Consider the following 22830-nt stretch of genomic DNA (forward strand, 5'->3'; position numbering starts at 1 on the left):
TTTGCACGGGTTTCTGGATTTGGATCTGTTTCATAATGTTAGTGAATTGGTATTAAGCAAGGGTATTTTGCATTCATATCATGCTCTGCAACGGAGAGCCACATGGAATTGATCAAGCGGATCGTGCGCGTCATCAACGCTAACCTCAACAGTTTCTTAGACAGTGCAGAAGATCCAGAGAAAGTGCTGGAGAAAACTGTCATGGAAATGCAGGAAAATTTAGTTTTGTTACGACAGGGAGTCGCCCAAGCGATCGCCACTCAAAAACGCACGGAACGCCAAGCCGCATCAGCTCAATCCACAGCCGAAGAATGGTATCGTCGCGCCCAACTAGCCCTCAATCAAGGTAATGAACCTCTAGCAAGAGAAGCCCTCACTAAACGCCACGCCTATCTAGAAACAGCTACCGCATTAAATAACCAAATACAACAGCAAAATCAAGTAGTAGCTAGGCTCAAACAGGATATGCGAACCTTAGAGTTAAAAATAGCGGAAGCCAAAACCAAAAAAGATATGTACATTGCTCGCGCTCGTGCCGCCCAAGCTTCGTCTAAACTCCAGGATATGCTGAGTGAAGCATCCGCCACCAGCAGCAAAAGTGCGTTTGAGCGTATGGAAGAAAAAGTATGGCAACTCGAAGCGCAATCAGAAGCGATCGCGCAGTTGGGTAATAATAACTTAGAAAAACAATTTACGGCTTTAGAAGCTGCCCAAGACGTAGAACAGGAACTAGCAGCTATGAAAGCAAATCTCTTGGAGAATGCGGAACAAACACCAAAACAGCATTTACCCCCAAGTTAGTTAACAGCAGGGGGCAGGGGGCAGGGGGCAGAGGAGAAAGAATATAATGGGTGTCTACTGTTTTAAAATGCCATAATTTCATCTTTGACAGTTTGTCATAAATTGAACAAGTAGGCAATCTTCTGATTTAGGGGATATTTTAGCAATTAGATCAGCGTCGGGATGTACTAACCCAGACCGGAAAGATTACATTAAAAATGGAAGTTATTAAGTAGTAAAAAAGCGAACCACCCAAGCTAGCGCGTAAACTTTACAAGGGAAAACAAAGTTATGGGACTATTTGATCGGATTAAGCGAGTTGTTAGTGCTAACCTCAATGATTTAGTGAATAAGGCTGAAGATCCAGAAAAAATGCTGGAACAAGCCATTCTAGAGATGCAGGAAGACTTAGTACAGTTGCGTCAAGGTGTAGCTCAGGCGATCGCTGCCCAAAAACGTACAGAGAAACAATATAATGACGCTCAAAACGAAATTAATAAATGGCAACGCAACGCCCAACTAGCAGTACAAAAAGGGGATGAAAACCTAGCTAGACAAGCCCTAGAAAGGAAAAAAACCTATACCGAGACTGGTACTGCCCTCAAAACTAGCCTAGATCAACAAAACACCCAAATCGAAACCCTCAAACGCAACTTAATCCAGTTAGAGAGCAAAATCTCGGAAGCTAAAACCAAGAAAGAAATGCTCAAAGCCCGGATTACCACCGCCAAAGCCCAGGAACAACTCCAAGGTATGGTGCGGGGTATGAATACTAGTAGCGCAATGGCAGCCTTTGAGCGGATGGAAGAAAAAGTCCTCATGCAAGAAGCGCGCGCCCAATCAGCCGCAGAACTAGCAGGAGCAGACTTAGAAACCCAATTTGCCCAGTTAGAGGCAGGTAGTGACGTTGATGATGAATTAGCCGCCCTGAAGGCTTCCTTAGCACCTGCAACCCCACCCAACCAACCCCAACTACCCCCCCAACAAGAACAGCAGCAATCCCCCCCTCCTGCTCAATCTAACGCTCAACCTAACAACGTGGTTGACAGTGAGTTGGAAGCCCTACGCCGCCAATTGGATCAAATGTAATCATTGCGAAATACTCAGTATCAAAAATCCCACACCTCCTGGTAGTGGGATTTTGTTTTTAGTCATTAGTCATCGGCTGTTTTCTCCTATGCCCAATGCCTCATTCCCCATACTCAATCGTTCATATGAGAAAATATCTATGCAATAGAGACTATGGACTGTTGACGACTTTGGGATACAGTATTTTGTGTGCCAATTTTGATTGATGCTAACTAATGGAGACTGCAATGAGTAAGGGTGTAATCACCATCACCGATGCTGATTTTGAAACTGAAGTGTTGCAAGCCGAGCAGCCTGTATTAGTTTACTTTTGGGCTTCTTGGTGCGGGCCTTGTAAATTGATGTCGCCGGTGATTAATGTAGCTGCGACAGATTATGGCGATCGCCTCAAGGTCGTCAAACTAGAAGTAGATCCTAACCCAATCACGGTGAAACAGTATCAAGTAGAAGGTGTTCCAGCTCTGAGACTACTTCAAGGAGGACAACTCCTAGCGTCTACAGAAGGAGTAATCAATAAAGATAAACTCCTCAATCTTCTCGATACGCATTTAAATAATAATTAGTCCATAGTCTATAGTCTATAGTCCATAGTGAAGACCATTGACCCGCCGAATTTTAGATTTGGGATTGGTTTGTCCTCAAATCACTAATTTAAAATCTAAAATCTATTGACTATTGACTATTGACTAGTAACTGATAACTACTATGCAATTTGCCCAACGGATACAACCCCTGCAATCTAATGTGTTTGCTGATATGGATAAGGCTAAGTCTTTGGCTATAGCCGCAGGGAAAGATTTAATTGATTTATCGCTAGGTTCTTCTGATTTACCCGCCGAACCTCATGTGGTTGCAGCGATCGCTCAATCACTCTATGATCCTAGTACCCACGGTTATTTACTGTTTAACGGTACTAGGGAATTTCGAGAAGCGGCGGCTAGGTGGTATGCACGAAAGTTTGGCATTGAAGTTGATCCAGAAACTGAAGTATTACCTCTAATTGGTTCTCAAGAGGGTACTGCTCATTTACCTTTAGCTTTACTCAACCCAGGAGATTTTGCTTTACTTTTAGATCCTGGCTACCCTTCCCACGCTGGCGGAGTTTACTTAGCTAGTGGGCAAATTCATCCTATGCCATTAACAGCAGAAAATGGTTTTTTGCCTGTGCTGAGTGACATTCCTGCTCATGTTGTAGCGCAATCACGCATGATGGTATTGAGTTATCCTCATAATCCCACAGCCGCGATCGCACCTTTATCTTTCTTTCAAGAAGCCGTCGCCTTTTGTCAGCAACACAATATCGCCTTAGTTCACGATTTCCCTTACGTTGATTTAGTATTTGAGGAGACTGAGAACTCCGATAAATCCCTTGTACCTTCGATTTTACAAGCTGACCCAGATAAAAGCGTTTCCATAGAGTTTTTCACCCTTTCTAAGTCTTATCATATGGGCGGCTTCCGTATTGGTTATGCCATCGGTAATGCCAAATTAATTCAAGCCTTACGACAAATTAAAGCCGCCGTCGATTTTAATCAGTATCGCGGAATTTTAAATGGCGCGATCGCAGCTCTTTCCGGCCCGCAAGCTGGAGTCAAAGTTGCTGTCGATAGATTTCGTCAACGTCGTGATGCTTTCATCAATGCTTTACACCGCATAGGGTGGTATGTTCCCACACCCAAAGCCACCATGTACATTTGGGCGCAATTACCATCACCTTGGAGTCAAAATTCTGTAGAATTCTGCACCAAGTTAGTGCAGCAAACTGGTGTAGCTGCTTCCCCTGGTGCTGGTTTTGGCAAATCCGGTGAAGGATACGTCCGTTTTGCTCTAGTTCATGAACCCGCATTGTTAGAAACCGCCGTCGAGAGAATGGCTAAGTTTCTTTAAGAGGGGTGTAAGGGTGTAGGGGTTTGAGGGTGTAAGGGTTGTAAGGGTGTCCTATAAATTCCCCGTTAAAACCCACCCTTCACCACTCAACACTCAACACTCATTACTCAGCACCGGCTAAACGCCGCGCTACCGCTAACAGCACTCAGCACTCAGCTTCACTCAAACGTTGAGTATTCCAAAACTGTTCTGCAAAAGCCACAGTTGGATGAATTGGGGCTTTGGGCTTGTTTTTCAGTACCATTCCTGCTTCATGGGGTAAGCGATCGCTTTTGGTTGAGTTACACTTTTCACAAGCTGTAACAACGTTGTTCCAAGTATGCTGTCCACCTTTGGAACGGGGGATTACATGGTCGAGTGTTAGACGCTTGGTACTACCGCAGTATTGGCAGGTGTGGTTGTCTCGCCTCAAAACTTCACGACGGTTGACAGGCGGTACTTTCCAATGCCGTTCGGGATTGCCAACGGTCAAGCGAATGTGTTCTGGTACTTGTAGTACAAAACTGGGTGAACGAACTTCCCACTGTTTTGTAGTACCAAAACTCAAAGATTCTGCTTGGCCTGTTACTAACAGCACAATCGCGCGCTTGATGTTGACGCGTGCTATTGGTAAGTAGTTCTTGGAGAACACTACGACAGAATTTTGTAGTATGTGTGGCTGCTGAAAAGGTGGTCGCGCTTCCATGTAATTCACTCCTAAAAAAATAACCCCCGCCTCTGGTGAAATAAAGCGGGGGTTAGGTAGTTGGTACTTTCTGCCTGAGATTGGTGCTATACAACATTTGCACCCCCACTGTAGATAATTTGATCGCGATCGCTCATAATTGCGTTTACAATGCTTGCCGCAGGAATTGCCCAAAAGGTGTATTCTTTACAGGATAAACCACTAAACAATTGATGTGTTTTCTCAAAGATGAACAGCACAATTCCTCTACCTGAACCCCGTGCGGAGTAGGGACGTACTGTACTATTAATATTTGAAAAGAATTTGTGGTTCATTGGCTTTTTGTAGTATTTGTAGTTACGACCTGATTCTATGTTACACGCGTATTACAAATCTGTCTACTGGTAGTTGGAGTAAGTTTTTTGCATACTTAAGACCGAGCCGAAAGTTCACGCAGAGAGAGAATATTGAGAAAAATTGCTAAAAATCAATTAAAAATGATGAATTACAAAGTTATATGCTGAGGAAGTTGACAAGGATTAATCACAAACTATAATTTCCTGTGTCTGCATTGATGTTTATCGGCATCTTTACCCAGAACCTTGACAACTTAATCAAAAGTTTCCTATTCGTATCTGTTAAGTTTTGTTACAGGAATTGCATCTGAGGGGGTAGGGCGATCGCTCAAACCCTGATTCTTTCGTTGACCCCCTCAGATAGCCTGCTGTATAAAGGTTTGAGTCGCCTTCGATAGTGTTACTTTCTCAATAAGTCGAGCTTGTTGACAGGTAAAATACACCCCCCTCAGAAACGCATCCTTAAAAGTCAGTCTCTGTCAGGGTTGTAGAAGGCAAGGGTTTTCCATTTATTCCCCTTCACGGGGACGGAAACTGTATACGTGACCATCAGGTATTAACTCAGTCTGTTCTAGAGTTTTCCATTTATTCCCCTTCACGGGGACGGAAACATTCCCTTAGTGTTTATTAATACGGTAGCTTTGTTCAGGGTTTTCCATTTATTCCCCTTCACGGGGACGGAAACTTTGGTAATTGCACTTTGACTTCTAACAGTTGTTGAGGTTTTCCACTTATTCCCCTTCACGGGGACGAAAACATCATAGTGAAAAACTACACAACGGCAGAAAATACAGGTTTTCAATTAATTGCAAACTGCAAATTGCGTTAGCGAAGCGGGACGAAGTCCATTGCAAATTGCTTTTATTCCCCTTCACGGGGACGGAAACTCTTTGCTATGCAAAGCGAATATTATATTAGAGATATGGGTGAAACTTTCGCAACTTATCCATACATTTTTATAGCATCAGTGTTGTTATATGCTTATACAGTCAACACCAGCCGAACAAAGAACCGTATTGCATAACGTTAGCTGGGAAACCTTTGAAGCCTTGCTGAAAGATACAGGCGAAAACAGAGGTTCTAGGTTTGCTTATGATTGTGGGACTTTAGAAATTATGACCCCACTTTTTAAACATGAAAATACTAAAAGTAATTTTGGTAACTTGATTACTGTTCTCGCTGAAGAGTTAGACATAGAAATTAGAAGTGCTGGTTCTACAACTTTAAAACGACAGTTAGTTAAACGAGGAATAGAACCAGATAACTGCTACTACATACAAAATGAATTAGCTATTCGAGGTAAAGAAAGTTTAAATTTAGAAATAGATCCACCGCCTGATTTAGCTATTGAAATTGATATTACTAGCAGTTCAGTCAATAAATTGAATATTTACTCTGCTTTAGGTGTAACGGAACTATGGAGATATGACGGAGAAGATTTAAAATTTTATCGTTTGTGGGAAGGAAAATATATTGAAAATGAATTTAGTCTTGCTTTCCCTATAATATCTGTGAGTGTTTTAAGTAAATTTATTCAGCAAAGTAAAAACATGGGGGAAATTGCTTTGATTAAATCTTTTCGTGTTTGGGTAAGAGATAATAAAGCGTGATAGACGTAGGTTGGATTAAACGTAGCGCAACCCAACAGAAATCCCGTTAATTTTAATTAATATTCGTGTTGGGTTTCCTCACGTCAACCCAACCTACTAGACTATAAATAATTCACGTTTTAAGTAGAACGGTGTAAATAGTCCAAGGTTTGTAGTGTTCGCGCAAGCGTCTCGTAGAGAGGACTTTAGTCCTCTGATAAGGACTGAAGTCCTTACTAAGAACTAGATTCCAATCTTTTTACATGACTTCACATAGTTTGGTTTTTTCAAGTCGTTCTACTTACTTGATAGATTGTTTCTCAAATCATGATGTTTGGTAACTCATAATTATGCCACTGACGCTGATACCATTCGGCGACTAGGGGACGTATTTTAAATTGGGGTTTGTCTTCGCCTGTGACATCAATTCGCACGCAGGAATAAGGACGACGTTTCTCAAAACCTTGTCCGTTACGTCCGAGGAAAAAATGCGATCGCGCAATTAATCTTTCTGTATTTCCCCAAGTCTCTGTTAAATCTGCGCCTTCTGTGCGTTGACGACGTAAACTATAGCCACTACCACCACAAACTAACCAATTAATATTACTGTCGGCGTGTCCTGTGTCTAGGGTTTGCAGATATTCTAAACAATGGGCATGGCCGTTTAAAACTAAGTCTACCAAAGGTCGTCCTTGGTTGAGTTTACCAATGGCTGCGGCTACAGCATTGAAAACTTCCCGCAAATGGCTGCGAATGGCTAGGGTTTGCGCCTGTTCCCATTTCGTCGCCTCTGTCACATAAGGCGGATGATGAAAATAGATGACTCTTCCCCGCACTTCGGGATTGTGCCAAGATGCAATTAATCTCTGCTTTAGCCAGTCTAGTTGTGCGGTGTCGATTTTTTGCGGTTGATCTGTGGTTATTTGTTTGCTGATATCTACAATAATTTCTTCAATTTGGGATAACTTGTGGTGAAAATCATCTAATTGTTCGGCTTCATTGGGATTTTCAGGATTTAATTTGGCTGAAGATTCAATAATTTGCATTTTCTCCCTTTCTAAGTCTTGCTGACGACTGGCTAAAATTTGCCGATCGCGATCGCCTTTTTGGGTTTTCGGTAAAGGCTGGGGTGCGTTGAATGTATTAGAATCAAGGGCGAAAAAATCAATCCCACCATAGCGAAAGGTGTAATAACGATTGGGTATGCGGGTGAAATCTCCTGGTTTATAGACAAGAGTTCGTCCTGTGTCGGTGGTAGCGGTGTAATGCTGATCTAAATGGCGGGGTAATTCTCCTGGTAACTTCAACCTGTGGAGATAATCAATAAACGCCTTAGCGTAAGCATCGCCAATCCCAGAACCATGTAAACCGACATCAATATCTAACTGCGATCGCAGTACATACCGAATTGGTAAAGTAGTCAGAGACAGTAAACTTAAAACTAACGGTAATTCATAGTAGTCATGATTGCCGGGGACGGGAAGAACTGGTAACTTAAACACCATGCGATCGTAAGCAATCTGTTTGGGATGTTCTCCTCCCACCAGTAATTCACGATAAGGTTGAATAAAATTTTGCTGATAATATTCACTCGAACCCACCAAATAAACCACATCACCTGTATGTAGTAAAAAGCGACAGTCTTGATAGTGGGGTAACATCAACTCTGCCACTTGTCGCTGGGGATTATGTCCCTTATGTTTTCCCGAACCACTATCACCCACAACTAAAAAAGAGAATTCTTTTGAGTCAGCTTGTCCGTCTTCTAGAACTAAACGTGTTTGGTCAATGTTTCGTTCTAAAATTAACGCATCTTGCCAACGTACCCGTTGCTGCATTTTACGGATTTTCTCGGCTATTGCAGGATCATGAACCAGTTTCACGATCATTTACTCCTTTTTGAGTGCTGAGTGCTGAGTGGTGAGTGGTGAGTAGTGAGTGCTGAGTGCTGAGTAGTGAGTTAGCGACAGCGTAGCGTACCAAAGTTATCTGTGTTAGGTGCGTTACGGCTTACGCCTAACACACCCTACATATACTACATATACTCTCAGGATGAAAGTTTGAGTTTTGCAGTTTCAAACAAGAAAATTCCTGTTGCAAACGAGAAGGTTCTTGTTCCAAACGAAAAGGTTTTACTTCTAAATGAGAATATTTTAGTTCAAAACTCAAATATTCATGTTCATAATGATAATTTTCACGTTTTTAACCTAAATCAAGAACCTCCAAAACTAAAAATTGAGTTTCTACTCAGCACTCAGCACCGGCTAAACGCCGCGCTACCGCTAACAGCACTCACAACTCAGCACTCAGCACTCATTACTCAGCACTCTCTGGCTCTTTCAACTCAATCTGTAAATTCGGTAATCCTTCCAATTTCTCCATCGGTTCTAATTCTGGAACTGAGGGAACAAATACTTTTAAAGCTGCGGGGACACAATTAATCTCAATTGGTGTAGTTCCCACCACTTCACCATCAATTACTACTTTTTGTGGGGGATCTGTAGTGATTTTAAATTGTTTCGCACGTAGATAACCAATATCATCGCGTTCGGCGGCGTTTCCTGACGAGGCGGTTTGAAATAGATGATAGGTAGCAGCGATCGCTCCGGCTTTACTACTAGGAGCTACAATCGTTAAATCTAATAATCCATCATCATAGACAATTCCCGCCGGGCCTTGGGCTAAAACTGAAGTTGGCGGTGCAGCATTGGCGACAGTTACCGCCGCCGCTTGAGTTTTGATGATTTTGTCTGGCGTTTCAATCTCCACATCAAAACTTTCTAACTCTCTTAACTGCTGAATTCCCGCCAGGATATATGCCATAATCCCAAAGCGTTTTTTTGCTTCTCTGTCGGCTAGTTCTACAGTTTCCGCTTCAAACCCAATTCCCGCTAATAGAATCATTGGCAGATCATTGCAATAAGCTATATCTACATCACGGGTGATTCCCTGTAAAATCGTCCGACAAGCCGCGTCAATAGTATCAGGAATTCTCAATGCAGCTGCAAAAGCGTTAGCCGTCCCCCGTGAAACAACCCCAAAAGGAATCTTAGTCCCAGCTACAGCCACAGCCGCCGCCGATAAAGTTCCGTCACCGCCAGAGGCAATAATTAAATCAACACCCCGTTGAACTGCTGCTTTTGCTAGTTCATCAGCACCAGTTTCTGCACTAGTAAATTGAATATCTAAATTAAGTTCTGGTTCTAAAATTGACCGAATTTGCGCCAAATCCAAATCTGGATTACCTTGTCCAGCCACGGGATTAAAAATCAGGCAAGCGGAACGATTCATAAAATTGCCAAGGATTAGATGCGATCGCTAAACCATTTTCTTTTACAAGTCGTGATGCGTAAAGCCCCCAAGTATGAAGTACAAAACTTATTGGGACAAATAAATTTGTCCGTTGAATGATATGATGAATTTGTCCACAACACAGGCAGAGTCTCGCCGCAAGGGAGGAACCTGTCTCGCAATGGGTGGCAAAATATTGTTTCGCCGTCGGGCAGCCGGTGTATGTTTGCGGAGGGTAAAGTAATCTGGGATGTTACTGTATGGATTCGTCCTTGGGGTATCTTGGATCTCCCGATGAAGTAAGAATCCCTGAAATTCTATTTCAGGGAGTGCCAAAGTATCATTTTTGCCAAATCTTCGCTTATTCCTAGAAGAAGGGGTGTAGGAGAAAGAATTTTAGATTTTAGATTGAAATCCAATCCAAAATTTAAAATCCAAAATCCAAAATTGAATTGCCCAGTCCCCAGTCCCCAATCCCCAATCTTGCCAAATTTAACCCTCAACAATTACACTGAGATTAATTAAGCTTCTCAGGGTTTATACTCATCTTGAACACGCTAGCGGGACGCTACGAAATCATCAAGTTACTAGGTGGCGGTGGTTTTGCTGTCACATATCTGGCTAGGGACAATTTCCAACCTAGTAAACCCCTATGTGTTGTCAAACAACTACGTCCCAACCAAACCCAAAGCAGGGTTATCGAATTTTTTGAGAAAGAAGCCGCTATCCTCGAAAGGCTGGGAAAACATCCTCAAATTCCCCAACTACTCGCCCACTTTAACCAAGACCAAAATCTATATATAGTACAAGAGTTTATCGAAGGACAAGATTTAAGTCGAGAAATCGTCCCTGGTAAGCGACTGAGTGAAAGTTATGTGACTAAGCTTTTACAAGATGCGTTAGAAATCCTCTCCTTTGTCCATCAACAGGGAGTTATTCACCGCGACATCAAACCCCAAAACTTGATGCGTCGCCAAGATGGCAAGATTATCTTAATTGACTTCGGCGCAGTTAAAGAATTAGGCACATTAATGATCAATAGCCAAGGTGAAGTCAATTCTAGCGTAGTGATTGGCACACCTGGTTATATGTCCTATGAACAGTATCGCGGTAAACCTTGTTTTGGTAGCGATATTTACGCGTTAGGGATAATGGCTATTGAAGCTTTAACAGGTGTTTTACCCGCAGAATTGCCAGAAGACCAGCAAACGGGTGAGATTATCTGGCAAAATCAAGTCCAGGTAAGTAATCATTTAGCTGAAGTGTTAACTAAAATGGTGCGTCATCACTTCAGTATGCGCTACCCTAACGCCACAGAAGCACTGCAAGCTTTAATCTCAGTCACAGCACCATTACCACCGACAGTTTTATCTGAGGTTAACAAGGAATTATATCTGCAAGAAGTCACCAGTCGCGCCCAGCAGGGTGAAGGTAATCTTTCCGTCATTGCTTTGAGAATATTAGAATCAAGGCGCGTTGAGTTGGGGTTAACTGAGGAGGAAGCCAGAGAAATTCAAGCACAAGTTTTGCAACCCTATCGGGAATATCAACGCAAGTTACAAGAGTATGAACAGGCGTTAATTGATGTAGTCAAGCAAGAATATCCCCTTAGTCAGCAAACGCAAAAGGAACTACAAGACTATCAGCAATATTTGGGATTACGAAATGAAGATATTGCAGCGATAGAAGCACGGGTGTTTGCACCACTACAGTCAAAATCTCAGCAACAGCAGCAGGAAGCGGAAAGATTACGCCAAGAACAAGAAGCATCTCAGGCTAAATCTCACCCCAATATTCCAACTCAAACATTTGAATTTGAAACCGCTACCATTACAGTTACAAACTCAGGATTTTTGGGTTTAGGAGGAACGAAACATGAAATCAAGCGCATTCGGGGACGTGCTGAATATTTTAGAGAAAACCTGGGTAATAGCATTGTTTTAGATATGGTGGCGATTCCTGGTGGTAAATTTCTCATGGGTTCACCAAAAGATGTACCAGGACGATATGATTCTGAAAGTCCACAGCATAACGTCACCGTCAAACCCTTTTTTATGGGTAAATTTCCTATCACCCAAGCTCAATGGCAAGCGGTTGCAGCCTGGAGTAAGGTAAATATTGATTTAAAACCCGAACCATCTCATTTTAAAGGTGCTAACCGTCCGGTAGAACAGGTTTCTTGGGATGATGCGGTGGAGTTTTGCGCGAGATTATCTAATAAAACTGGCAGAATCTATCGTTTACCCAGTGAAGCAGAATGGGAATATGCCTGTCGCGCCGGGACAACCACCCGATTTTATTTTGGCGACACAATCACCACAGATTTAGCAAATTACAACAATATTTCCAAACAAACAACTGATGTGGGGAAATTTCCTGCTAACCCCTTTGGTTTATTTGATATGTGTGGTAATGTGTGGGAATGGTGTCAGGATGAGTGGCACGACAATTACAAGCAAGCCCCTAATGACGGTAGTGCGTGGGTTAGTTATATAAGTAAATACAAGCTGCTGCGCGGTGTTTCTTGGGACAGTAACCCAGTAGTATTTCGCAGTAGCGCGAAACGTGTGAGGAACACCACCGATGTCCGTTACGCCAATATCGGTTTTCGCGTTGCTCTTGTTTCCGCGTCAGGATAATTACCCTTCGCGCTTTTGCCCTCTACACTTCTTTCTCTTTTCTCTCTTTAGCCCTGCCTCGCACAGCGCGATCAAATTTTTTTCAATTTTCGCATGAGCAGATTTGACATTAAGCTGTCGCGCATCTAAATCATATAATTGGGAGGCTAAAACCCTTCTGTAGCTTAGAGTCGGCTAAAAAACTAGGTGCGTGGCAGCTTACTCCCTAACAAAAATTTTAGAAAATGTAGGGTGCGTCAGTGCGAGAGAAGCTAACTATACCGAGAAATTATTCATACTGACGCACCCTACCAAACTGTAAATACTGGTTAGGATGCGATACGGATATTTAGAGATTAATTTATCCTACCTCTAACTCACTGACTACCAAAATTCTCAACTCTGTGACTCGCTGCAAAGCTGCATCATTAGTCAAAAAAGCATCACAACCGCTTGAGATAGCAGTTGCAATCTGCAAAGCATCGGGTAACTGAAGATTGTAACGCATCCGAATGTTTGCCGCATTTTGTGCAACAGCAGCATTAATATCTACAAAAACAACTTCATTACTGAGTAATACATCAACAAAAGCTTGCTGTAAATCCGGTAACCCTGAACGTATAGCACCCACCAAACATTCAGATAATGTTATCGGAGATACTACTGCTTGAATATCAGTTTCCAATCGGTCAAAAATTGGTTCTACTAAATAGAAAAATTGTGGATTACGCTCTACAAAATAAATAACTGGTGCTGTATCAAGAAATATATGAGAAACTCCTGTCAATGCTTCACTAATTCTCATTATTCTGTTTTCAACAAATCTTCCCGATGTTCATCGCCTTCTCGTCTACTTTGAGAAACCCAGTGTTGAGCATCTTCACCGAAGAGTGGATGAGAAGCCATACCTTTTAAATCGCCCCATTTGCGTTTTGTCTGTGCCGGAATCAGGCGTTTTTTCATACGTTCTACTAAATACTCCATCACCATTAATTGCTCTTCTGGTGTGAGTTGGTCAATCTCGCTGAACATTTTTTGCAGTGGTAAATTCATCAATTTAACTTCAATATTTATTTCCTGATTGTAACCTCAACGATAAATTTCATGAGGCGATTTTATGAATACTTTTTTAATTTACGTAGCTTTTCCACAACTGGGTTAGGATTACGACTTTGTTCTGCTCTCATGCGATCGCTCCATTCCATCCAATCAGTCATATAAGCATCTATTGCTTGCTGATTTTGTAAATAGTAAAGGATAGTCGCATACACCTGTTCTAAAGTCAAGGAAGTGTAAGTTTTAGCAATTTCCTCTGGAGTTTTAGCATGAAATAGATAGTCAAACAAGATAGTTTCAATTCCTACGCGTGTACCTTTCAACCTAATATCATCAGGAGCGAGAAAGTTAAAATATTCTTCAAGTTGCATAGTTATTGCAAGCTAATATTATCAATGTCTATCAGTTTCCTTAAGCCTAACATCCAAACAATTGCTGCTATATAGTACGATCGCCCTACCTCCCACCTGATCCCCTAGTGTTACAAACTGTAAACAAAAACCAAAATAAACTTAACTAAAATCAGGCGATCGCCATCCGGTAAGTCACCCACTGCGGTAGTCTAGATGAGAAGTGAAAATATCGCCTGGTTTGACATATTGTTTTATGACTTCAGTTATTTCGACAGCCCAACGCACAATTCGGATTGGTTCACGTAAAAGTCAACTAGCCCTGGTTCAGACTTACTGGGTAAGAGACCAACTGCAAAAAAGTTATCCAGATATTACCTTTGAAGTCCATACCATGTCTACCCAAGGCGACAACATCCTGGATGTAGCATTAGCCAAAATAGGCGACAAGGGACTATTCACCAAGGAATTAGAATTGGGAATGATCAATCAAGAGATTGATTTTGCCGTGCATTCCCTCAAAGACTTACCGACAAACCTTCCCGCAGGTTTAGCACTAGCCGCCATCACAGAACGGGAAAACCCTGCCGATGCGCTAGTAGTGCATGAAAAATTCAAAGATCAGCAAATCGATACTCTCCCCCCTGGTGCAGTAGTGGGTACATCGTCTTTGCGACGCTTGGCGCAGTTACGTAATAAGTTCCCTCACCTGACATTTAAAGATGTGCGCGGAAATTTGAATACCCGCCTTGCTAAACTCGATGCAGGTGAGTACGATGCTTTAATTTTAGCGGCTGCCGGATTGCAACGCTTAGGTATGGGCGATCGCGTCCACCAAATTCTCCCCAAAGAAGTATCATTACACGCCGTCGGTCAAGGTGCATTAGGCATCGAATGCCGTGGTGATGATACAGACTTAATTTCACTACTGAAGGTAATTGAACACCCCGAAACCCGCGATCGTTGTTTAGCAGAACGCTCATTTCTCCGCAGTTTAGAAGGTGGTTGTCAAGTACCCATTGGTGTAAATACAGAAATAGCTGGGGATAATTTGACACTCACAGGCGTAGTTGCCAGCATCGACGGACAAAACCTAGTCAAAGACACCGTATCTGGTGCAACGAGTGACGCTGAAAACCTGGGGATAGAATTAGCCAACCGACTACGGGAACAAGGCGCGCAAGAAATTCTCGATGCTATCTTTGCAGAGATTCAACGTGGTTCTTAGACGATGATGCTCCGAGATGTGTTTAGATATGAGTAATTCTTGTAATTACTTCACAGAAAACCTCAAGAGCCGGGGACATAAAAATTACCATGCGGATTCTATTTGTAGCAGCAGAAGCAGCACCCATTGCTAAAGTTGGTGGTATGGGTGATGTTGTCGGGGCATTACCAAAAATCTTGAGAAAAATGGGGCATGATGTCAGAATTTTCCTGCCCTATTACGGCTTTCTCGCCGATAAAATGGAGATTCCCCAAGAACCTGTGTGGTGGGGATATGCCATGTTCCAAGATTTTGCAGTTTACGAAACAATTCTGCCTGGTACTGATGTTCCCTTGTATTTATTCGGACATCCTGCCTTCGATCCTCGTCGCATCTATGGTGGTGATGATGAAGACTGGCGTTTCACATTTTTCGCCAATGGTGCAGCCGAATTTTGCTGGAATCACTGGAAACCAGACATTATTCACTGTCATGATTGGCACACAGGGATGATTCCTGTGTGGATGCACCAGTCTCCAGACATCACCACAGTCTTTACAATTCACAACTTGGCGTATCAAGGGCCTTGGCGTTGGTATTTAGAGAAAATTACTTGGTGTCCTTGGTATATGCAAGGACATAATACAATGGCAGCCGCAGTCCAATTTGCCGATAGAGTCAATACAGTTTCTCCCACCTACGCCGAACAAATTAAGACTCCAGCTTATGGTGAAACGATAGAAGGTTTACTATCTTTTATTAGTGGTAAGTTATCTGGGATTGTTAACGGCATCGATACAGAAGTATACGACCCAACCACCGATAAATATATCGCTCAAACCTTCACAACAGAAACCTTAGACTTACGCAAAGCCAATAAAATTTCCCTACAAGAAGAAGTTGGTTTAGAAGTTAATAAAAACGCCTTTTTAATAGGTATGGTGACGCGGTTAGTCGAACAAAAAGGTTTGGATTTAGTCATCCAAATGTTAGACCGCTTCATGGCGTATACTGATGCTCAGTTCGTCTTGCTAGGAACAGGCGATCGCTACTACGAAACCCAAATGTGGCAATTAGCCTCCCGCTATCCTGGACGCATGGCCACCTACCTACTATATAATGACCCCCTCTCCCGCCGCATTTACGCCGGTACAGATGCTTTCTTAATGCCTAGCCGCTTTGAACCCTGCGGTATTAGCCAAATGATGGCTCTGCGTTACGGTAGCGTCCCCATCGTCCGCCGCACCGGGGGACTAGTAGACACCGTATCCCACCATGACCCCATCAACGAAGCAGGTACAGGCTATTGCTTCGACCGTTACGAACCCCTAGACTTATTCACCTGCATGATTCGCGCCTGGGAAGGCTTCCGCTACAAACCCCAATGGCAAGAACTACAAAAACGCGGTATGAGTCAAGACTTCAGTTGGTACAAATCCGCCAAAGAATATGACAGACTCTATCGTTCCATGTACGGTTTACCAGAACCAGAAGAAACACTGCAACCAGAATTAGCAATCAAGTAGGAAACAGCTTAATATTACTCAATAAATGTAGGGTGGGTTAGCGATAGCGTGACCCACCGTTTTTTAAAGACTTGAGCCTCCAGAACCCCGACTTCTTCAAAAAGTCAGGGTTTTTGTTTCTTAAAATTGATTGAGAACTGCCTGATCCCATCAAAATTTTTCGCTATCCTTGCACAAATTATCGTCGCCCGACACCAATTCGCAAAAAACTTGATACAGATGCACACGCTCAAAGGTAAGCTGAGTCTCATTTTCTTAATTTTGAATTTTGAATTTTGAATTTTGAATTGGTATGACACTTTCTCTGCAACATCTGCGTCTATGTAATGTGCGGCATCTATAAAAGTAATAAATTTTACGGATTTTATCCTGATATTTCCAGTGCTATCTTGAACAAACGAATATATACAGACTATCTAAGCGATATTTGCAAGGGTTATAACTTGTGAGAAAAAATACTATTCTCCGTGGGTGTACTTATGGCTTGACAGGATTAATTTCATTAACTGCTGTAGTCATCAGCAATACTACTGCCTTTACTCAAGTCGCAATTCAACAAACACCCTCTTCTAATACCCAATTTATCTGGCCTACTACTGGATATATTTCTCAAGGCTTCCGCAAGTATAAACACGAAGGAATCGACATTGCCGGGCCAATTGGCACACCAATTATGGCTGCGGCGGCGGGAACAGTGATCAAAGTTGGCTGGGATGAATGGGGATTAGGAAATGCTGTGGAAATCAAACATTCCGATGGGAGTGTCACAGTTTATGGTCATAACAGCAGTTTACTAGTCAGCAAAGGTCAACAAGTCCAACAAGGTCAAATCATCGCCAAAATGGGATCTACTGGCAATAGCACCGGTTCTCATTTACATTTTGAAATTTACCCTAATGGTAAAGTTGCTTCTGATCCTCAGCGTTTATTAGCCTCACCCGTTGCTAGCCATACTCCCCCATCTCCCATATCTTCTACGGCGGCTGGTGGCTATCAAAGTCATAAACCCCAATCAATTGTCAAACCTTCAGTAACACAAACAGTTTCACCATCCCAAACCATACCAATTCCTGTAACTCTGGCACCCACTCACAATAAAGGCTGCAATGGTGTCTCAGTTGTTCACGGCGAAACCAAAAATACATTCGTCACAGTGTGCCAAGAAAACGGTCAGTTTTTCTATATTGGTCAATTAAAACAAGATCCTCATCAACCAATCAAAATCCCAGCTTGGAGTATTGGTCAAAACAAATATCAAGCTAATAATGGCAGTTATTCTTACTTAGTCAGTGCTGATCAAGTGCAAGTATTACGTCATGGTAGCCAAATTCGTACTGATACTTTTCATAGTTTCAATAAATGAAAAACTCAGCTTTTGATGAGTGCAAAAATTAAGATTTTATGACTTTTGGATCAGAGCAACTAATCTCTAAATATTTGCTCGTCTAGTCTCCTTAAATCAACAATAGCATAGACATGATGGAAAAGAACTGGTGCGATCGCGTCAGTTCTTTTTGCAACAATTTTTATACATTTTCCGCGTATTTAACCTTGGCAACAGCAAAACGCTTTATGATATAAAGTAGTCAAAATTACACAAACAAAAATATTGTCTGTAAGTTTTTAGTCGTTACCAAAATATAAGGTGTTTACCAATGGAATATATTGCTTATTCCTCTATGGTTATTGCCAACGAAGAGGCAAACGGTCAGGCTGAATATATTGACTACGAATTTCCCCAATTCAATTGGAATTGGCAAAAATTACTCAAATCTTCAGCTTGGCTATCTTTAGCAGGCTGTATGGTATTTTTTGCTGCTATTACCCAAACCCAATCTGCTGTAGCCGCCTATGTCAGAACTAATGGCAGTTGTCTGAATGTGCGTATACAGCCAGAAATGGACGCTAAAGTCGTAGACTGTTTACCAAACGGGACAAAAATCCCCAACACCCAAACAGTTAACGGTTTCGTGCGCTTATCTGCTAATAAATATGTATCTGCAAAGTGGGTGGGTGATATGTCTGCTACCCGCCCCAACAGACCCAATAACAATGCAGGTGTAGGTGGACGCGTTACACTCAGCCTTGGTTCTAGAGGGGCAGCTGTCGCAGAAGTACAGAAAGTTTTAGGAATTAATCCCACTGGCTATTATGGGCCTGTAACAGCGCGACGAGTCCGAGAATTTCAAGGCAATAACGACTTGCGCGTTGATGGCATAGTCGGCCCAGAAACTCGCACTGCTTTATTTAGCACAGCGTCTACAGGCAATATGCCAGATAAACCAAATCCAGGAACAGGCGGCCCTGTCACCCTCACGCTTGGTTCTAAAGGCGAGGCTGTTTCAGAAGTACAAAAAGCGTTAGGCATTGAACCCACAGGTTATTACGGCCCTGTAACAGCAAGAAAAGTCAGAGAATTCCAAGCTAATAACGACTTGCGCGTTGATGGCGTAGTCGGCCCTGAAACTCGCAGCGCGCTACTTCGGGGATAGAGGGTGGAAAGGGGACAAGGGAGACAAGGTAGACAAGGGAGACAAGGGAGACAAGGGAGATTTTTCCTAGTCCCCAGTCCCCAATCCCCAGTCCCCAATCCCCAATCCCTAATCCCCAATCCCTAATCCCCCATCCCAAAGTATTTTCTGACAATCTGCAAAATATACTCGGCTGCGTGACCATCTCCAAAGGGATTGATTGCGTTAGCCATTGTTTCGTATGCTGTGGGACTACTGAGTAATTCACCCGCCGCCGCCGCAATACTATCGCTAGCAGTACCTACTAGTTTTGCTGTACCCGCAGCCACCGCTTCCGGCCTTTCTGTGGTTTCTCTGAGGACTAGCACTGGTTTTCCCAGGCTGGGTGCTTCTTCTTGTAAACCACCGGAATCAGTTAACAGAAAATGCGATCGCCCAATTGCTCCCACTAGTTCGGCATAATCTAGCGGTTCAGTTAGAAATACACGCGGATGATCGCCTAATAATGCTTGCAATGGTTCTCGCACTGTGGGATTGCGGTGTAAGGGTAGCAGTAAAGCCGTATCAGGGAAATTATTTAAGATTTGTAAAAAACCTTGAGCGATTGCTTGCAGAGGTTCTCCCCAATTTTCCCGCCGATGCACAGTTGCCAGCAAAGTCCGGTAAGCATTCCAATCCAAACCAGGAATATCACAAGCAGGTTGAGTTGCAGCCACATTTAACAGCGCGTCAATCACTGTATTTCCCGTCAAATGAATTTCCCCCAGCACCCCAGAACGTGCTAAATTTTCCACAGCCAACGCCGTAGGGGCAAAATGTAACTGCGTCAGTTGAGAAATTAATCGGCGGTTAGCTTCCTCTGGATAAGGATTATATATATTATCAGTTCTTAAACCAGCCTCCACATGACCGACAGGAATTTTTTGATAAAACGCCGCCAAAGTTGCTGCAAAAGCCGTAGTCGTGTCACCTTGAACAATCACAAAATCCGGCTTATTTTCTAAAAATAACTGTTCTAAACCTCGTAAACTCCGGCAAGTAATATCACTCAAAGATTGCTGCGGCTGCATAATCTCCAAATCATAATTTGCCTTCAAATTGAACAGCTGCATCACCTGTTCAACCATCTCTCGATGTTGTCCAGTTAAAATAACCTGCAAATCAAAGTCCGGTGCGTCCTGAAACACCTGAATTACCGGAGCTAACTTAATCGCCTCTGGACGAGTTCCCAAGATAATGCAAACGCGTTTTTGATTAGTCATTAGTCAATAGTCATTAGTCAATAGTCATTAGTCAATAGTCATTAGTCAATAGTCATTAGTCAATAGTCATTAGTCAATAGTCATTAGTCATCACTCAGCACTCAGCACTCAGCACTCAGCACACCCCTAATTCCCCCAAACACGAAAAAACCCGGCTTAACCGGGCAGATGCTTTTTGTCGAATTTTTTGGGATAACTACATTTTGAGGTCGCAAGTTAGTGGGCAAGACGCATATACAGTTGTTTGCAGTTGCTCTGCTTCTCCGCCATGTAACCAGCTTAACCATTGAACTTCTGTTGGATGTACACCTTTCATGGTCAATACACCAGCACCAATCAAAACGGACATCACATTAAACATAATCAAACCGCCTGCAACAAGTAATACTGCGCTAACAGGCATTACAGATTGCAAAACAATCGACAACAAACATCCGACCGTAGCCATTAATACAACCAAAGGAAACCCGACAACCAACAAGCATACTGCCAATGTAAAAGTCCATATTAAAAAACTTTTAATCATTAACAAGGAGTAGGTCTTTCCGAGATTAGAACTCTGAGCCAAAACCATGACTTTTCCTCCTAAGTACACAGCAAAATTTAATTTCAGTAATATCTCGCTTGAGCAAGCAACTGAATGATTCAATGAAGTTTCAGTATATAAAACTCATCCGCAAAAATGAGGGTTTATTTATTAAACTTTACAATTAATTTTTTGTAACTATGAATGTAAAGTTGAGTTCACATTTCACCATAAATCCCACTTTTAATATCTATCTTCAGGCATACCAGCTAAAAATCATTTGACCAAAAAGTTTATTTCAGGCTTGTGAGTAGCATTATGCTTAACACTTCTTATAAAAAAGGGCGATGTTTCTCATAATTGTCTCAACGGTCTCAACAAATTATCTACGGATGATTTCACTGTTAACTGCTAGTCACTTGTAGTCAACACCGCCAAGCTTCTCTCATTTAATTTCTCATTTAAAATAGTGCAACCTCAGTAACGTATTTTTCTGCATTATCAAACACTATTTATTAACAATATATTTACTGAGGTTTTTTCTGAAACTCTTAAGCTAAACCAGTTTATGTATAGTTATTTTTTTTGTTTTTATTTTAGCGTCACAAACTATACAAAGCCAACAAAAGCGATGTAACAGAGTGTTACGGAACCCTCTCACATTAGTCAGAAGCCTGAAGTTCCCTGTTTGCTAAATTCCCAAGCCATTGAGCCAAGATTTCTACTCATTCCCTGTTTAACTGCGAAATTCTAAAGATATATGACAGAACCAGCCAATTCCTCCAATCCAAACTCTGTGACTGTGAGAAATGTGCCGCCAGCACCACCGCCACCGCCACCACCCCCAAATGTGATGACGCAACGCCAATATACCCAAACATTGGATATGTCTTCAGTCAATAGAAGTGGCGGACAAGCCGCACCACCTCCCCCAGTTCCTGCTCCTCCTGCGGCGGCACACCGTCCAGGAATGCCACCACCAATGCCTGCTGCCAGTCCTGCGAGTTCAGGGCTAACTTTAGGTGAGATTATCAAGGAAGCCTTTGATAAAGGTTATTCGGATATTCACTTAGGAATAGGTGAAGTACCCCGCTTCCGTAACCGAGGAGAGATTACCCCGACAGACTACCCAGAAACGGACAAAGCAATCTTCATGAGTTGGTTGCGAGAGGTAATGAGTGAGGCGGAAATTCAAAGATTCCAAGAACATTTAGAATTTGATGGTGCGACTCAGTACGAATTTGCCCGTGTTCGGATTAACGTCTTTGACTCCCTCAAAGGCTATGCAATGGTACTGCGGTTGATTCCTTTAAAAATTCTGTCCATTGATCAATTGAGATTACCGCCTGTCTTCCGTGATATTTGTCACTATCACAAAGGCTTAATTCTGGTGACAGGCCCCACGGGTTCTGGTAAATCCACAACAATGGCAGCCATGATTGACTATATCAATCGAGAAATGGCTAAACACATCATCACCATTGAAGATCCTGTGGAATTTGTCCATCAAAGCCGTAAATCTTTAGTGAAGCAACGGGAAGTAGGGATGCACACCCGAAAATTCGATAATGCCTTAAAGGCAGCTTTGCGGGAAGACCCAGATTTGATTCTAGTGGGTGAAATGCGGGACAAAGAAACCGTTAACACAGCTTTAAAAGCTGCTCAAACTGGTCACTTAGTAATGGGAACCCTCCACACCAACAGCGCGGTAAAAACCATTGAACGGATTTTGAACCTCTATTCAGGTGAAGAACAAGATGCGATGCGGGTAGCACTGGCAGAATCTTTAGTGGCAGTCATTGCTCAAGGCTTGTGCCGCACAACTGACGGCAAGCGGGCAGCTTTCCACGATATCCTGATTAATACAGAGGCAATTAAAGAATGGATCAAAGATGGTAAGTATGATGAAATTACCGAATTGATGAAGCAAGCTGGTTTTGACGGTATGATTACTATGAACCAGTCGTTGCTCAACCTTTATCAAGAAGGTCGCATCACTGAAGAAACAGCCTTAGAAATGTCTCCAACGCCTAATGAAATGGCTCAGTTCCTCCGAGGAAGAGTTTAAGGTAGGGGTGTAAGGGTGTAGGGGTGTAAGGGTGTAGGGGTGTAAGAGTTTAGAAAAGATTTCACCCAATCCCCAATCCCCAATCCCCAA

Annotated in this window: 20 protein-coding genes; 11 read left to right on the forward strand and 9 right to left on the reverse strand. The window is 42.6% G+C overall.

The annotated features are described in order from the left end of the window. The first annotated feature begins 102 nt into the window (after window positions 1-102). The 4 genes from ACQFX9_RS04770 (at window position 103) to ACQFX9_RS04785 (ending at window position 3756) form a co-directional block, all read left to right on the forward strand. Window positions 103-801, forward strand: coding sequence for a PspA/IM30 family protein (locus tag ACQFX9_RS04770; protein ID WP_427160941.1), 699 nt, complete (start codon window positions 103-105; stop codon window positions 799-801). A 270-nt stretch (window positions 802-1071) separates the two neighbouring features. Then, window positions 1072-1869: a PspA/IM30 family protein gene (locus ACQFX9_RS04775; protein WP_427160942.1), complete on the forward strand. Its 798-nt coding sequence runs from the start codon at window positions 1072-1074 to the stop codon at window positions 1867-1869. Between the two features lie 227 nt (window positions 1870-2096). Beyond that, complete coding sequence (locus ACQFX9_RS04780) at window positions 2097-2432, forward strand: thioredoxin family protein (protein WP_427160943.1); 336 nt, start codon at window positions 2097-2099, stop codon at window positions 2430-2432. Window positions 2433-2574: 142 nt separating this feature from the next. Next, window positions 2575-3756, forward strand: coding sequence for an LL-diaminopimelate aminotransferase (locus ACQFX9_RS04785; protein ID WP_427160944.1), 1182 nt, complete (start codon window positions 2575-2577; stop codon window positions 3754-3756). Between the two features lie 145 nt (window positions 3757-3901). Here the strand turns inward: ACQFX9_RS04785 and ACQFX9_RS04790 are convergent, their stop codons facing one another. Further along, window positions 3902-4441, reverse strand: a complete 540-nt coding sequence (locus ACQFX9_RS04790; RefSeq protein ID WP_427160945.1) for an HNH endonuclease — start codon at window positions 4439-4441, stop codon at window positions 3902-3904. An 86-nt stretch (window positions 4442-4527) separates the two neighbouring features. After that, complete coding sequence (locus tag ACQFX9_RS04795) at window positions 4528-4755, reverse strand: hypothetical protein (protein ID WP_427160946.1); 228 nt, start codon at window positions 4753-4755, stop codon at window positions 4528-4530. 998 nt (window positions 4756-5753) lie between these two features. Here ACQFX9_RS04795 and ACQFX9_RS04800 point away from each other — a divergent pair. Next, window positions 5754-6386 carry a Uma2 family endonuclease gene (locus ACQFX9_RS04800; RefSeq protein ID WP_427160947.1) on the forward strand — a complete coding sequence of 211 codons (633 nt, stop codon included), beginning with the start codon at window positions 5754-5756 and terminating at the stop codon, window positions 6384-6386. Window positions 6387-6685: 299 nt separating this feature from the next. On the opposite strand, the gene ACQFX9_RS04805 is transcribed toward ACQFX9_RS04800, so the two are convergent. Beyond that, window positions 6686-8248: a metallophosphoesterase family protein gene (locus ACQFX9_RS04805; protein ID WP_427160948.1), complete on the reverse strand. Its 1563-nt coding sequence runs from the start codon at window positions 8246-8248 to the stop codon at window positions 6686-6688. A 433-nt stretch (window positions 8249-8681) separates the two neighbouring features. Further along, window positions 8682-9656 carry a YegS/Rv2252/BmrU family lipid kinase gene (locus tag ACQFX9_RS04810; RefSeq protein WP_427160949.1) on the reverse strand — a complete coding sequence of 325 codons (975 nt, stop codon included), beginning with the start codon at window positions 9654-9656 and terminating at the stop codon, window positions 8682-8684. A gap of 548 nt (window positions 9657-10204) precedes the next feature. On the opposite strand from ACQFX9_RS04810, the gene ACQFX9_RS04815 reads away from it, so the two are divergent. Next, complete coding sequence (locus ACQFX9_RS04815) at window positions 10205-12295, forward strand: SUMF1/EgtB/PvdO family nonheme iron enzyme (RefSeq protein WP_427160950.1); 2091 nt, start codon at window positions 10205-10207, stop codon at window positions 12293-12295. 340 nt (window positions 12296-12635) lie between these two features. Here ACQFX9_RS04815 and ACQFX9_RS04820 read toward each other — a convergent pair whose 3' ends face one another. The 3 genes from ACQFX9_RS04820 to ACQFX9_RS04830 form a co-directional block, all read right to left on the reverse strand. Beyond that, window positions 12636-13079 (reverse strand): type II toxin-antitoxin system VapC family toxin, encoded by a 444-nt coding sequence (locus ACQFX9_RS04820; protein ID WP_427160951.1) that lies wholly within the window; start codon window positions 13077-13079, stop codon window positions 12636-12638. Continuing rightward, the gene (locus ACQFX9_RS04825; protein ID WP_427160952.1) at window positions 13079-13327 is read right to left on the reverse strand and encodes a hypothetical protein; all 249 of its coding nucleotides are present in this window, start codon (window positions 13325-13327) and stop codon (window positions 13079-13081) included. Before ACQFX9_RS04825 ends, ACQFX9_RS04820 begins: the two co-directional genes overlap by 1 nt. A gap of 62 nt (window positions 13328-13389) precedes the next feature. After that, entirely contained in the window at window positions 13390-13701 is a 312-nt protein-coding gene (locus ACQFX9_RS04830) for a DUF433 domain-containing protein (protein ID WP_427160953.1), read from the reverse strand. Window positions 13702-13936: 235 nt separating this feature from the next. Between ACQFX9_RS04830 and hemC the strand changes: the two genes are divergently transcribed. The 4 genes from hemC (at window position 13937) to ACQFX9_RS04850 (ending at window position 18905) form a co-directional block, all read left to right on the forward strand. Beyond that, window positions 13937-14908 (forward strand): hydroxymethylbilane synthase, encoded by a 972-nt coding sequence (gene hemC, locus ACQFX9_RS04835; protein WP_427160954.1) that lies wholly within the window; start codon window positions 13937-13939, stop codon window positions 14906-14908. Between the two features lie 89 nt (window positions 14909-14997). After that, window positions 14998-16413 (forward strand): glycogen synthase GlgA, encoded by a 1416-nt coding sequence (gene glgA, locus ACQFX9_RS04840; RefSeq protein ID WP_427160955.1) that lies wholly within the window; start codon window positions 14998-15000, stop codon window positions 16411-16413. Between the two features lie 445 nt (window positions 16414-16858). Beyond that, window positions 16859-17776: a M23 family metallopeptidase gene (locus ACQFX9_RS04845; RefSeq protein WP_427160956.1), complete on the forward strand. Its 918-nt coding sequence runs from the start codon at window positions 16859-16861 to the stop codon at window positions 17774-17776. A 292-nt stretch (window positions 17777-18068) separates the two neighbouring features. Next, window positions 18069-18905, forward strand: coding sequence for a peptidoglycan-binding domain-containing protein (locus ACQFX9_RS04850; RefSeq protein WP_427160957.1), 837 nt, complete (start codon window positions 18069-18071; stop codon window positions 18903-18905). 122 nt (window positions 18906-19027) lie between these two features. On the opposite strand, the gene wecB is transcribed toward ACQFX9_RS04850, so the two are convergent. After that, window positions 19028-20146, reverse strand: coding sequence for a non-hydrolyzing UDP-N-acetylglucosamine 2-epimerase (gene wecB / locus ACQFX9_RS04855; protein ID WP_427160958.1), 1119 nt, complete (start codon window positions 20144-20146; stop codon window positions 19028-19030). A 196-nt stretch (window positions 20147-20342) separates the two neighbouring features. Further along, window positions 20343-20720 (reverse strand): hypothetical protein, encoded by a 378-nt coding sequence (locus tag ACQFX9_RS04860; protein ID WP_103140199.1) that lies wholly within the window; start codon window positions 20718-20720, stop codon window positions 20343-20345. A 712-nt stretch (window positions 20721-21432) separates the two neighbouring features. On the opposite strand from ACQFX9_RS04860, the gene ACQFX9_RS04865 reads away from it, so the two are divergent. After that, window positions 21433-22740: a type IV pilus twitching motility protein PilT gene (locus tag ACQFX9_RS04865; RefSeq protein ID WP_427160959.1), complete on the forward strand. Its 1308-nt coding sequence runs from the start codon at window positions 21433-21435 to the stop codon at window positions 22738-22740. Window positions 22741-22830: the final 90 nt, after the last annotated feature.

It is taken from the genome of Aliinostoc sp. HNIBRCY26 (assembly GCF_050235535.1).
Lineage (GTDB): Bacteria > Cyanobacteriota > Cyanobacteriia > Cyanobacteriales > Nostocaceae > Trichormus.